The sequence below is a fragment of the Bradyrhizobium huanghuaihaiense genome (genome assembly GCF_007830635.1).
GTDB classification, from domain to species: domain Bacteria; phylum Pseudomonadota; class Alphaproteobacteria; order Rhizobiales; family Xanthobacteraceae; genus Bradyrhizobium; species Bradyrhizobium huanghuaihaiense.
Map to the genome: position 1 here is coordinate 1 of NZ_VLLA01000012.1, position 12,750 is coordinate 12,750.

Annotated in this window: 15 protein-coding genes; 7 read left to right on the plus strand and 8 right to left on the minus strand. The window is 64.9% G+C overall.

All coding sequences use genetic code 11. The features are described from left to right. Positions 1-380: 380 nt before the first annotated feature. Positions 381-1,583 (minus strand): pyridoxal phosphate-dependent aminotransferase, encoded by a 1,203-nt coding sequence (locus tag IQ16_RS23235; RefSeq protein ID WP_026312881.1) that lies wholly within the window; start codon positions 1,581-1,583, stop codon positions 381-383. Between the two features lie 552 nt (positions 1,584-2,135). Between IQ16_RS23235 and IQ16_RS23245 the strand changes: the two genes are divergently transcribed. The 6 genes from IQ16_RS23245 (at position 2,136) to IQ16_RS23265 (ending at position 6,000) form a co-directional block, all read left to right on the plus strand. Continuing rightward, positions 2,136-2,786 carry a glutathione S-transferase family protein gene (locus tag IQ16_RS23245; protein WP_018648307.1) on the plus strand — a complete coding sequence of 217 codons (651 nt, stop codon included), beginning with the start codon at positions 2,136-2,138 and terminating at the stop codon, positions 2,784-2,786. Positions 2,787-2,940: 154 nt separating this feature from the next. Next, positions 2,941-3,117: a hypothetical protein gene (locus IQ16_RS45785; RefSeq protein ID WP_018648308.1), complete on the plus strand. Its 177-nt coding sequence runs from the start codon at positions 2,941-2,943 to the stop codon at positions 3,115-3,117. A gap of 73 nt (positions 3,118-3,190) precedes the next feature. Beyond that, the gene (locus IQ16_RS23250; RefSeq protein WP_018648309.1) at positions 3,191-3,349 is read left to right on the plus strand and encodes a hypothetical protein; all 159 of its coding nucleotides are present in this window, start codon (positions 3,191-3,193) and stop codon (positions 3,347-3,349) included. Positions 3,350-3,470: 121 nt separating this feature from the next. Continuing rightward, the gene (locus IQ16_RS23255) at positions 3,471-4,277 is read left to right on the plus strand and encodes a PAS-domain containing protein (protein WP_018648310.1); all 807 of its coding nucleotides are present in this window, start codon (positions 3,471-3,473) and stop codon (positions 4,275-4,277) included. A gap of 72 nt (positions 4,278-4,349) precedes the next feature. Next, a complete protein-coding gene (locus tag IQ16_RS23260; protein ID WP_018648311.1) occupies positions 4,350-4,805 on the plus strand; it encodes a GNAT family N-acetyltransferase in 456 nt (151 codons plus the stop codon). Positions 4,806-5,058: 253 nt separating this feature from the next. Beyond that, positions 5,059-6,000 carry an aldo/keto reductase gene (locus IQ16_RS23265; RefSeq protein WP_018648312.1) on the plus strand — a complete coding sequence of 314 codons (942 nt, stop codon included), beginning with the start codon at positions 5,059-5,061 and terminating at the stop codon, positions 5,998-6,000. A gap of 32 nt (positions 6,001-6,032) precedes the next feature. On the opposite strand, the gene hmuQ is transcribed toward IQ16_RS23265, so the two are convergent. From hmuQ to IQ16_RS23285, 4 genes are all read right to left on the minus strand, one after another. Continuing rightward, positions 6,033-6,356, minus strand: a complete 324-nt coding sequence (gene hmuQ, locus IQ16_RS23270; protein ID WP_018648313.1) for a heme-degrading protein HmuQ — start codon at positions 6,354-6,356, stop codon at positions 6,033-6,035. 251 nt (positions 6,357-6,607) lie between these two features. Then, on the minus strand, positions 6,608-6,967 hold the full coding sequence (locus IQ16_RS23275; protein ID WP_018648314.1) for an endonuclease domain-containing protein: 360 nt from the start codon (positions 6,965-6,967) through the stop codon (positions 6,608-6,610). Between the two features lie 258 nt (positions 6,968-7,225). After that, entirely contained in the window at positions 7,226-8,443 is a 1,218-nt protein-coding gene (locus IQ16_RS23280; protein ID WP_035668511.1) for a DUF1501 domain-containing protein, read from the minus strand. Beyond that, entirely contained in the window at positions 8,443-10,023 is a 1,581-nt protein-coding gene (locus IQ16_RS23285) for a DUF1800 domain-containing protein (protein WP_026312882.1), read from the minus strand. The genes IQ16_RS23280 and IQ16_RS23285 overlap by 1 nt, the downstream gene beginning before the upstream one ends. Before the next feature lie 114 nt (positions 10,024-10,137). On the opposite strand from IQ16_RS23285, the gene IQ16_RS46635 reads away from it, so the two are divergent. Then, on the plus strand, positions 10,138-10,347 hold the full coding sequence (locus tag IQ16_RS46635) for a cysteine-rich CWC family protein (RefSeq protein ID WP_018648317.1): 210 nt from the start codon (positions 10,138-10,140) through the stop codon (positions 10,345-10,347). Between the two features lie 174 nt (positions 10,348-10,521). Here the strand turns inward: IQ16_RS46635 and IQ16_RS23300 are convergent, their stop codons facing one another. From IQ16_RS23300 to IQ16_RS23310, 3 genes are all read right to left on the minus strand, one after another. Beyond that, positions 10,522-11,217, minus strand: coding sequence for a glutathione S-transferase family protein (locus tag IQ16_RS23300; protein ID WP_018648318.1), 696 nt, complete (start codon positions 11,215-11,217; stop codon positions 10,522-10,524). Between the two features lie 269 nt (positions 11,218-11,486). Next, complete coding sequence (locus IQ16_RS23305; RefSeq protein ID WP_018648319.1) at positions 11,487-11,717, minus strand: hypothetical protein; 231 nt, start codon at positions 11,715-11,717, stop codon at positions 11,487-11,489. Beyond that, a complete protein-coding gene (locus IQ16_RS23310; RefSeq protein ID WP_018648320.1) occupies positions 11,714-12,493 on the minus strand; it encodes a sulfite exporter TauE/SafE family protein in 780 nt (259 codons plus the stop codon). Before IQ16_RS23310 ends, IQ16_RS23305 begins: the two co-directional genes overlap by 4 nt. Positions 12,494-12,750 lie beyond the last annotated feature (257 nt).

Below are 12,750 nucleotides of genomic sequence, written 5' to 3' on the forward strand. Positions count from 1 at the left end.
TGCGCTGCGGTCAGGCCGTCTTGCGACGGTCTCAGTCTCGTTGCCGAGACACAGCGCAGACCTCCCGAGGTAAGACCGACCGCCTTCACCGCACGCCCGCCGAATTTACCACCCCGACCTTTGATGACCTTGGACTTCGCGATCAATTGCTCGCTCGTCCGGCCGGGTAGGCCTCGTTATCCGGTGTTTGTCCATCGGGCCGCGGCTTTGCTCCACGCTTTCTTCAGACCCCACCTCACGATGACGCCCTTGCGCTTCGCCAATCCTTCGCCGCCATCAGGCTGGATAGAGGACTTCCACCTCCAAGCTGTCGCTCATACTCGGCACACAACAAAAAGGCCCGCACGAAGCGGGCCTTTTCAATTCGCACTGTCTTCGGCTCAGCGCAGATTGCCGCAGAAGCGCTGGATGCGCTTGCAGGCGTCTTCGAGGTCCGAGGTCTTGGTCGCGTAGGAGATGCGGAAGGCCGGGCCGAGACCGAAGGCCGAACCCTGCACCACGGCGACGCCTTCGGTCTCGAGCAGCTCGGTGACGAACTGCTCGTCGTTCGAGATCAAATTGCCCGACGGCGCCTTCTTGCCGATCGTGCCGGCGCAGGACGGATAGACGTAGAACGCGCCTTCGGGGCGCGGGCACTCGATGCCGTTCGCCTGGTTGAGCATGGAGACGACGAGGTCACGGCGCTCCTTGAACACCTTGTTGTTGGCGGGGATGAAGTCCTGCGGACCGTTCAGCGCTTCCACCGAGGCCCACTGCGCGATCGAGCAGGGGTTCGAGGTCGACTGCGACTGGATGGTCGACATCGCCTTGATGAGCTGGGCCGGGCCACCGGCATAGCCGATACGCCAGCCGGTCATGCAATAGGCCTTCGACACGCCGTTCACCGTGAGCGTGCGGTCGTAGAGGCTGGGCTCGACCTGCGCGACCGTGGTGAACTGGAAATCGTCATAGACGAGGTGCTCGTACATGTCGTCGGTCATCACCCACACTTGCGGATGCTTGACCAGCACGTCGGTGAGCGCCTTCAGCTCGGCCTTGGTGTAGGCCGCACCGGTCGGGTTCGACGGCGAGCACAGGATCACCCATTTGGTCTTCGGCGTGATCGCACGCTCGAGCGCCTCCGCCCCGAGCTTGAAGCCGGTCGCGGCGGTGCAGACCACCGGCACCGGCTCGCCGCCGGCGAGCGCCACCATTTCAGGGTAGCTGACCCAATAGGGTGCGGGGATGATCACCTCGTCGCCCGGATTGATGGTCGCCATCAGCGCGTTGTAGAGCACCTGCTTGCCGCCGGTGCCGACGATGATCTGGTTCGGCTTGTAGACGACGCCGTTCTCGCGCTGAAACTTCGCGATGATGGCTTCCTTCAGCTCGGGGATGCCGTCGACCGCGGTGTACTTGGTCTTGCCGGCCTCGATGGCGCGGATCGCCGCGAGCTTGATGTTGGCGGGCGTGTCGAAGTCGGGCTCGCCGGCACCGAGGCCGATGACGTTGCGGCCCGCCGCTTTCAGCGCGCGTGCTTTATCCGTGACCGCGATGGTCGCGGACGGCTTCACACGGTCGAGCGCAGCGGCAAGGAAGGACATCGTCATCTCCTGACAAGCGTCGTGAAGCCTTTCGCCTCACGACTCTGATTGTGGGAATGGAGCTACCCTAAAACGTGTGCCGCTGCACCGCAAGAAACTTCGGCCCGATCCCGCAAAAGTTTACGAATTCCAGGGCTTCGAGCCGCGATTTCCCGCAATTTTCCGTAACTTTGCCGCGCAAACCCCTCATATCCGCCAAGGCTTGTCCTCGGAGCAATTTCAGGCCGTTCGGACGCCGGGAAACCGACCACGAGGCTGACGTTTTTCGAGGACGCCCGGGAGCCTCGAGCCGATCGTGAGCGCCCGGCTCGATCGCAGCCGCTCAAGGTCTCGCACGGTCCGCGGCGCAACGCGTCCACGCGTTGACGCAAGCGTGATCTCGATTTGCGGCGTCGCGCGGAAATGATCTTCCGCGGCATTGCAGTGCGGTAGGGTTTTCGAGTTTTTCTATGGACCGGCTCTTGCGGCGGATTCGCATCGGCATCATTGTTTAGCCGCGGCGCGTGGGCAGGACGCGTCGCACTTCCCCGTCCAAGGTTTAGAACTCTCAGAATGTACAAGCTCTATTCGATGCAACGCTCCGGCAACAGCTACAAGGTCCGCCTTGCGCTGGCGCTGTTGAACGTACCTTACGAAGCGGTGGAGGTGGACATTCTGCGCGGCGAGAGCCGCACGCCGGACTTCCTGTCCAAGAATCCGTCGGGCCAGGTGCCGCTGCTCGAGGTCGGCGAGGACCGCTTTCTCGCCGAGTCCAACGCCATCCTCTGGTACGTCGCCGTCGGCACGCCGCTCGCACCGGAGAACCGCATCGACCGCGCCGAGGCGCTGCAATGGATGTTCTTCGAGCAGCACGCGCTCGAGCCGAATATCGGCGCCGCCTATTTCTGGCTGTCGCTGGTCAAGGGTGGCCGCGACCTCCAGACCCACGCGCTGGAGGACTGGATGGAGCGCGGCTATGGCGCGCTCCAGGTGATGGAGAACCACCTCAAGACCAGCCCCTACTTCGCCGCCCGTCAGCTCACGGTCGCCGACATCGCGCTCTACGGCTACACCCACCTCGCCGATCGCTGCGACTTCGATCTCTCCACCTTCCCGGCGATCCGGGACTGGCTGAAGCGGGTGCAAGCTGCGCCCGGCTTCGTCTCCATGGACTGGCGGCCGGCCGACATCGACGACCCCGCCAGCATCGCCGCCGGCGCCTGAAAGCGGTCCGGCGTTAAGAAATAGCGGGCATATCGTTAACCTTTGCCGCGATCCCGCCATATTCGGCGCGCCAGCCGCCGCAATATTGCCGGTTGAAATGGTGAAATTGTTCTGCGTCGCGGGTGATTCGCTCGCACGTTGAAGGATTTAGACCATGACTCGGGCGTCCGGGACGGCAGGCTTTCAGGGCCATCCCGCTACCGTTTCGTCTTCCCGGCTGACCAATGCGGTCGCGGCCTCGCTCGCCGTCGCCGCGATCTCGCTGTGCCTGATCGTCACCCTGACAGTGCTGTCGACCAAGGCGACCATGGCGATGGGCCTGCCGGTCTGATTCCCGTTTCATCCTGGCCCATCCTTCAAGGTGCCGCGCGGCCCGCGCTGACCGGCATCGCGACGGGACGTCGATGAAATCACCTGTGGTCGTCGTTGCAATTACCCTGACCGCGGCCATCCTGGTCGCGGCGTCGCTGTTGATTTTCACCGGCATGCGCAAGAGCTCGGGCACCTCGACGCTGAATGCGCCGGCGCTGCAGCAGCGCGTCAGGCATTCGCATTTGGTCTAAAATCATCCGAAATCTTGGCGCGCCCTCGTAAGCCGCCCTTTAGCACTCCACGCGATTCTTCACCGCGCCGGCGCAACAATCGGTCAGAGTTGCGGCGTTCCCTCGTTCAGGGAGGAACGAGATGCGGTTCGGATGGCGTGCGATCTCCGGTCCGATGCTGACGGTAGCGATCACGCTGCTGGCAATCCTGCTCGATCGCTCCGTTCACATTCCCTCGCCTGCCCCACTGTTCGTCTGCATCGTCGCACTTGCCGGCGCGCTGGCGGGTTTCGCCTCCGCCATGGCCAGCGCAGCCCTCGCGGTCGCCGGCGCGGCGCTGTTCTTCGCCGGCCATCGCGGCGTGCCCTTCCATGCCAGCGCGGACCTGGTCGGCCTGCTCGCAGTGACGGCCTTCGGTACCGCAGGCATCACCGGCCTGATGCGCGAGCGGCTGCTCGCCGCCTTCGCCACCGAGCGCCAGAGCCACGCCACCGCCGCGCGGCTGTCGGCCGCGCTCGACCAGGTCGATATCGGCATCGTGCTGCTCGATACGGAGACGCGGGCCGAATTCATCAACCGCGCCTTCCGCGATTATTTTGCGGTGCCGGACGACATCGCCGACGGCAAGCCGCCCTTCATCGCGCTGATGTATCACAGCCGCGACACCGGCGCGTTCGAGCTGCCGGAGGACGAGCTCGGCACCTTCATCGCGCAGCGCATGGAGATGGTGCGGATCGGCGATGCGACGCCGATCAACATCAAATTGCGCAATGGCGAGGTGCTGCGCTTCGTCTGCGCCGCGCTGCCCGACGGCGGGCGCATGCTGAGCTACACGCCGGTCACCGACCTCGTGCGCCACACCGATGCGCCGGCGCGTGCCGACTACTACCGCTCGCTGCGCGATCCCCAGAACCGCAAGCTGATCCGGTATCTGCGCGCCGCGGAGTGACGCGACTGCGCGATTGATCGCCTCGCCCTTCGTCACGTATGAAGGACGCCTCATCGATTGCGGGATCTTCACATGTCGCTCACCATTCGCTCCGTCACGAGGCAGGACTACGATCAATGGCTCCCGCTCTGGGACGGCTACAACGCCTTCTACGGCCGCTCGGGCCCGACCGCGCTTGCACCCGAGATCACGAAGATGACGTGGCAGCGCTTCTTCGATGCCTATGAGCCGGTGCATGCGCTGGTCGCCGAAAGCGACGGCAAGCTGCTCGGACTGACGCACTATCTGTTCCATCGCAGCACCACCGCGATCGAGCCGTCCTGCTATCTGCAGGACCTGTTCACGCTTCCAGCCGCCCGCGGCAAGGGCGTCGCGTCGGCGTTGATTTACGGGGTGTATGAACGGGCGAAACTGGCGGGTTCGCCGCGGGTCTACTGGCAGACGCACGAGACCAACGTCACGGCGCAGAGCCTGTACGACAAGGTCGCGGAGCGCTCCGGCTTCATCGTCTATCGCAAGCTGTTCTGATCCCCGCGCACAGCCTGTGGATAACTTGGCCTGTCACCGGCGCGTAACATAGCGGGACTACGCTGCACCTGCGTCTGATCAGGCCCCCCGTCACCGATCAAGCGCCCCAAAGCGGTCCCCGTCAGTCGCCGCGTCTGACAGGGGCCGCATTTTTTTGTCCGCGCTGCCGGCATGGCAGCAGCGCGGCGGGCAGCTTGCTGCTGCGGCACACGGCGGTCAGAATGCCCGCCACTCATCTCCGACAGGATCTTTCATGGAAATTCGCAATCTCGGCGCCTCCGGCCTTCGCGTGTCCGCGGTCGGGCTCGGCTGCAACAATTTCGGCCAGCGCACCGACCTCGAGACCTCGCGCAAGGTCATCCATCGCGCGCTCGATCTCGGCATCACGCTGTTCGACACCGCCGACATCTATTCGAACATGGGCGGCTCGGAAAACGTGCTCGGCGCCGTGCTGGGCGATCGCCGCAAGGACATCGTGCTGGCGACGAAATACGCCAAGCCAATGGCCGAGGACGGCACCAAGCAGGGCGCCTCGCGCCGCTACATCATGGAGGCCGTGGAAGCGAGCCTGAAGCGGCTGAAGACCGATTACATCGACCTCTACCAGCAGCACGATTACGACCCGCTGACGCCGATCGAGGAGAGCCTGCGTGCGCTGGACGATCTCGTCCGGCAGGGCAAGGTTCGCTACATCGGCAATTCGAACTTTCCGGCCTGGCGGATCGCTGAAGCCGAGTACGTCGCACGCGCAATGAATGTCAGCCGCTTCGTCTCCTGCCAGGACGAATATTCCCTGCTCGTGCGCGACATCGAGAAGGACCTGCTGCCGGCCGCGACCGAATACAAGCTCGGCCTGTTGCCGTTCTTCCCGCTCGCAAGCGGCCTGCTGACCGGCAAATACAGGAAGGGCGAGGCCGCGCCCGGCGACACCCGCTTCGGCAAGGTGCCGCGGCTGCGCGACCGCTACGTCACGCCGCGCAACGAGGACATCGTCGAGAAGCTCCAGGCCTTTGCGAAAGCGCGCGGGCATTCGATGCTGGAGCTCGCCTTCTCCTGGCTCGCCGCGCGTCCGCAAGTGTCGAGCGTGATTGCCGGTGCCACCCGCGTCGAGCAGATCGAGGAGAACGTCAAGGCGATCGCCTGGAAGCTCAGCGCGGAGGAGATGGCGGAGATCGACAGGATCACCTTGGGCTGATTTTTGCGACGACCGACCTTTGCGGCGCGGCGCTATTTCGCGCCGCGTCCCACCGTCTGCATCACCTCAAAGCCCTCGAACTGGGGATGGCCGAGATAAAGCGGCTTGTTGTCGCCGGCCCGGTGATGCGCGGCACGAAACGCCTCCGACTTAGTCCAGGCCTCGAACGCGGCATGGTTCGCCCACACGGTGTGCGAGGCGTAGAGCGTGTGGTCCTCGGCTTCCGGCCCGCGCAGCAGATGGAATTCGACGAAGCCCGGCACCTTGTCGAGATGGGTGTCGCGGGTGAGCCAGACCTGCTCGAAATCGGACTCGGAACCCTTGGCGACGCGGAAGCGGTTCATGGCGATGTACATGGGGTGGTCTCCTGGTGCCGGAATATTTGTAAAGGAGGCGCCGCTCTCTCACTCCCTCGCCCCGTTCTTACGGGGAGAGGGTGGGGTGAGGGGCGGTCTCCGCGAGTTCGGTCTGAATTGTAAGCGAAGCGCACGATGCGCGCATGGTCAATGTCGGAGTCGGATACACTGCCCTCTTGGCAACAGTGTGCCCTGCCCCTCACCCGGATTGCTGCGCAATCCGACCTCTCCCCGCAAAGAGCGGGGAGAGGTTAAGGCGCACCTCCCACCTCGGCGAGTTCAGTTTGAATTACGGTGAGAACACCTTCGATATTTCCAAGGACATCGTTGTTCCAGAAGCGCAGCACCTTGTAGCCCTTCTCCCTTAAGCGCTCGTCTCGAATAGCATCTGCTGCGGATTCATTGTGCTGCCCGCCGTCCACTTCTATAACGATCCGCTTCTCGCGACATACGAAATCGCAGATGTAGCCGATGATCGGCTCTTGCCTGACGAATTTGTGTCCATCGATCTGCCGGTTGCGAATGCGATTCCAGAGAACCGTCTCGGCGTCCGTTTGATCAGCGCGCAAGCGTCGCGCGAGTCGGATGGGTTTTTCGTTGTGGCCACGCATTGCCTGCCCCTCACCCGTGATGGACGCACCGCCCTCTCACTCCCTCGCCCCGTTCTTACGGGGAGAGGGTGGGGTGAGGGGCTGTCTCCGCGAGTTGGTGTGAATTGTAGATGGAATGTGTTCGATCGCAATCGTCTGCGAGTCGGAGAGATTTGATTCGTGGCAACAGCGTGCCGTGCCCCTCACCCGGATCGCGCCGGACGATGCTGCGCATCGCCGGGGCAATCCGACCTCTCCCCGCAGAAGAGCGGGGAGAGGTTAAGTCACCAGCCCCTTCATCGGCCGCGCGCTCGCGCTGTCCGGAAACACTGTTTCCGCCAGCACACGATCGGACAGGCCAAACTGGTCCTGCAGCACGCCTTTGATCACCGCGCGCAGATCGGTGGTGGGCTTGAGGTCGCGGGCCTCATATAGGTTCGCGAGCTTGAGGCCTGGCCAATCCGAGATGACGCGGCCGCCTTTCACGGCGCCGCCGGCGAGCAGCGCGATGGTGCCGGTGCCGTGATCGGTGCCGTCGGTGCCGTTGATGCGCGCGGTGCGGCCGAACTCGGTGGCGACGACGACGACGGTGTCGCGCCAGCGCTCGCCGAGGCCGCTCTCGAATTCGGCGAGCGCGCCGTCGAGACCACCGAGCAGGAAGGCGAGACGCCCGACAGGGCCGCCTTCATTGGCATGCGTGTCCCAGCCGTCGAAGGCGAGCGCGGCGATGCGGGGGCCATCGTCGGCCGCCATCAGCTTGGCCGCGCCGCGCGCGACCTGGCGCATCTGCGCGACCTGATTGCCGCCCTTCGGCTTCATGTCGTCGCCGCTTGCGACCTTGTCGAGCTGGAGACCTTGCGACAGCGCCGCAGCCAGCGCGGGATCGCGGTGGCGGTAGAGATCGACCAGCCGCATCGCGGTGTCGTCGTCGGCCTGCGGCAGCGCGACCGGCGCCCAGCCGACGGTCGGCGCATTGCCGCGCAATACCAGCGGCGTGGTCGGACCGACCGCGAGACCGCTCGAGACGCGCTCGCCGCGCGGCAGCGCTTCGAGCGCACGGTTGAGCCAGCCGGACTGCACGCGTCCCGGTCCGGCGTAGCCGCTTTCGAGCACGTCCTGACCGTCGAAATGCGAACGGTCGCGATAGGGCGTCGCCACCGCATGGATCACCGCGGCATGCTTGTCGCGATACATGCGCGCGAACTCCGGCATCGCCGGATGCAGCGCGAAGAACGAGTCGAGCATGATGGCAGGATGCGCGCCATCGGCCGTGAGCGCGATCGATCCGTGCAGGCCGGCATAGTCGGGGTCACCGAGCGGTGCGACGGTCGAGAGCCCGTCGAGCGCGCCGCGCAGGATCACCACGATCAATCTGGGATCACGTCCGCCAGCCGCGCGCGCGAATTTCGGCAAGTAAGCCCACGCCGCGAAGGAGGCGCCGCCGAGCAGAAGGCCGCGGCGCGAGGTGAGGAGCCGGTTCTCGACGCAGTCCATCATCATCTCCTCTGCATCTCCGGCGACATCAGCAGCAGCGCCAGCGCCTGCTGGCGCGACTCTGCGCGCTCGATGGTGCGGCGCGTTTCGATCGAGGCCGCGTCGGCAGCTGCGAATTCGAGCAGGTCGAGTGGATCGATGTTGGGCCCAAGTCGCGCACCCATCTGCGCGGCGATGTCGAGCCTCAGCTTCATGCCTTCTGGCGCGGCCCAGGCGGCGCTGGTATCAGGGAAACCGTTGGGCCCTGCCGGCGACCACAGCGGCTGTCCCAGCAGGTTGAGATTGTTCAGATACGCGCCGGGATCCTCCGGCACGCGCGCGAGCAGCCGGCCGCTTGCGACGACGAAGTCGTAAGGGCTGCGCATCTTGGTCAGCGGCGCCTTCCACGCCTCGTCGGCATCGACCAGCGCCGTCGCAAGCGCCCTGAGGTCGCCGTCGGTCTTGACGAAGACATCGCGCAGCCGCGCGACGAGCACCGGTGGCGGATCGTCGGCGACGAAGTGACGGACGAGCTTGGTCGCGATGAAATTCGCGGTCGATGGATGGCGCGCGATGTCGGCGAGCGCAGCTTCGCCCTGCGCAAGGCCGGCCGGCTCATAGGTCTTGCCGAGCAGCACTTGCGGCCCGGGCTGGTGCGCATTGGTGTTGAACACGAAGGAGCCTGGCGTGCCGAGCTGGCCTTGCCTTCCGGCAAAGGTCCAGCCGGTGATGATGCGCGCGAGCGAGGTGACGTCGTCCTGCGTGTAGCCGCCGCCGACGCCGAGCGTATGCAGCTCCATGATCTCGCGCGCGAGATTTTCGTTCAGCCCCCGCTTGCGGTTTTGCCCTGCGCGCGAGTCCGGACCCAGCGATTGCTGGTTGTCGAGAAAGAACAGCATGGCCGGATGCTGCTCGACGGCCTTGAGCATGTCGGCGAAGCGTCCGAGCACATGCGGCCTGATCGCCTCGCGCTCGAACGCACCGGCCCAGATCCGCGCCAGCTCGCCCTTGCTCGCGGAGATGCAGAAATGGTTGGACCAGAACACGACGAGACGCTCGGCGAAGCCGCATTCGACCAGCGTCGCGCGCTGCAGGCGCGCCAGCGCCTCGGCGCGAAAGGTCTTTTGAATCACGTTGAGCGGTTGCGGCGCGGGTTTTGCGGCCGGCGGCGTCGCCGCGTTGGGCTGCATCGTCTCGGGCCTGGCCGGCGCCTCAGCCGGCTTCGCGTCCGCCATCTGGCCGGCGATCTCGGTTGCGGCTGTGTTCAGCGAGAGATTACGGCGCAGAGCGGGCTTCTGATCGGCAGGCGCCTGCGGCGGCGTCTCCGCGGGCGCCGCGGCCTTGGCAGTTTCCTTGGCAGTTTCCTTGGCAGCCTCGCGCGCCTGCTTGACCTGGTCCTGATAGGCAAACACCGCCTGCCCGAGTTGCGGCGTCGATTGCAGGCCCGGCGCCTCCAGCAGCACGCCATTGGGACGGGCCAGTTCCGCCTTCACAAAGCCTCTGGGATCGGTGGCCGCGTTGATGAGATCGCCGGAGGCACCGCCGCGGGCGCCGAAGCCGAAACGGTTGAGCGCAACGAGGGCGGCTTGCGAATCGCGGGCCATCGATTTGTCCTTCGCGGATTGCCAACCGCTTTCCTGATCGTTGCGCGGCGCATAATATACCGCAGCAACAGATGAACCCGACATGAAAATGACGACGCAGCTTTTGGGCAAATCATGACAATTCCGAAAGAAATGCCGTCAGCGCCGGCACTTGCGCGCCGCCTCATCTGCTCCCGTTGCGGCACCGAATTCGGCTGCGATTTGTCGGGCAATTGCTGGTGCGCGGAGGAGACCGCGCGGCTGCCGATGCCGGTCAAGGGCGAGGATTGCCTGTGCCGGGACTGTTTGCGCAAGGCGGCGGCGGAGGCGAGCGCTGCTGGTTAGATGTGAGAGCGCGCGACATACGCCACTGTCGTCCCCGCGAACGCGGGGACCCATAACCCCAGGGAGAAGTTTGGCGAAGACTGGCCGTTCGGGACGAATACCATCCGCAACCGATAGATCACGCGGTATGGGTCCCGGCCTTCGCCGGGACGACGACGGTGGAAGGTGCCTGCCCTACACCTCATGCCCCGGCGACTTCCGCGCCATGCCCTCGAACGCATCCAGCAGCTTCTCGCGCCAGGCATAGATCGGATCGTCCGTCTCCAGCAGCTTGAACGGGCTCACCACGCGCGCCCACTGGAAACCACCGAACACGATGTAGTCCGCATAGTTCGGCGCCTCCCCGCCGAGAAACGGCTGCGTCTTGAACGTCTGGCGCATGATCTCCAGCGATTTGCGGAACGCGACGATGCCGGTGTCGCGGCTCGCCTGGACCTCTTCCAGGCTCTTGCCGAACCGCGCCTCGCGCGACTTCCGGAAATAGGCGGCATCGACCTCGCCGAGATTGTTCGGGATATCGGCGATAACAAGCGGGGAGAGACCACCGACGATGGCGATGTCGCCCCACGCATTGATCATGCGCGCCATGGCCCGCCCGCCCTCGCCGCCGAACAGCGACGGACGATCCGGGAAATTGACTTCCAGATAATTCGCGATGATCCAAGAATCGGCCACGGGCTTGTCATGATGCAGCAGCACCGGAACCCGCTCCGAGCCGTGCGGCGCGATCGCGCTCTTCTCGGTGAAACGCCAGGGCAGCGTCTCCGCCGACAGTCCCTTATGCGCCAGCGCCATCCGCGTGCGCCAGCAATACGGGCTGAAGGGGCGCGCGGCGTCGGTGCCGACGAGTTCGTAGAGCTTGAGTGACATGGTTGGCGGCCTCCTCACGCTCCGTCATTGCGAGGAGCCCTTGCGACGAAGCAATCCAGACTGCCGCCGCGGAGACATTCTGGATTGCTTCGCTGGCGCTCGCAATGACGATGTGGAGGCAGGGTCGCTCCAACAACAACTGTCATGCCCCGGCTTGACCGGGGCATCCAGTACGCCGCGGCGGTCGTGAGACACATGACTGCTAGTGTCTACTGGATCATCCGCCTTCGCGGATGATGACAGTGAGGGCGCGGGAAGAGGCGAAGACGCTACCGCCCGTTGGTGCGCAGCAGCCTCTCGCCGCCTTCCGTCACCGCGATGACGAGCCCGACACCGGGCAGCGTCTCGCGCGCGACGTAGCCGCGATCGGCGGCGTCTTCCCAGATGGTGAGGCGCGGGCACGAGGTCTTCCAGGTCGAAATCACCTCGGCATAGGCGCGCGGCTCGCGCGCGACCCATTCGACGAAGTCCAGCACCAGGGGATCGGCGGTCTCGCTCATTGCAAACCTCCCTTGTCGAAAGCGGCCAGCACAGGGGTCCGAACCAGCAGCCAGCCGCCATAGGCGATATAATAGCAGGCGATGGTGGTGATCAGCTTGTTGGACCAGGCGATGAATTGCTGGTCGGTCATGGCTTCGAGAATGCGCCGTGCCAGCGTGGTACCAAGCATCGAGGCTGCGATGGCGACGCCGGCCAGCACGGGATCGAGGCTCGCCGCCTGATCGATGATGCCACCGAAATAGACCAGCTTGGTGAAATGACTGACGAGCTGGCACATCGCTTTCGTCGCGACCTTCTCGCGCCGGCCAAAGTCGCCGCCGAGGAAGAAGGTGTCGAGCAACGGCCCCGACACGCCGGTCATCAGCATCAGGCCCATGCAGATCGTGCCATAGACCGTGCCCTGCCAGAGCCTGTCAGGATCCGGCTTGATGTTTGACGGCAGCAGCCGCGCCATGAACGGGGTGACGCCGAGCAGGAGCAGCGCCGTCGGCTTGTCCGGCACGTAGCGGGTGAGCGACCAGGCGGCGAGCGCAATGGCAGCGCCGACCATGTAGTTCGCGACCGGCCGCCAGCGGATATGCGCCCGCCACAAGAACGCACGCCAGCCGTTCGAGGCCATCTGCGTGATCGCATGCAGCACCATCGCGGTCGGCAGCGGCATCAGCGCCAGCAGCACGCCGATCAGGATCAGCCCGCCCGCCATGCCGAACAGCCCCGACAGAAACGCGGTGGCGACCATCAGCAATCCAAGGGCAGCGATCATGATGGGCGTCACGAATATCTCCGATGTTGGCACGTAAGGGACGCAAGCCGTTCATTCTCCCTCGCCCCGTTCTTACGGGGAGAGGGCGGGGTGAGGTGCTGCTTCCACAATCACGGTGGCGGTGAGACTCGCGGAGAGTCCCCCTCACCCGGAATTTGCTCTCGCAAATTCCAGCCTCTTCCCGCATCCGCCTTCGCTGAAGCTTCGGCGGACAAGCGCGGGGAGAGGCGAAAAACACGGCCGCCCCGAAACACAACTTGGAATTACTC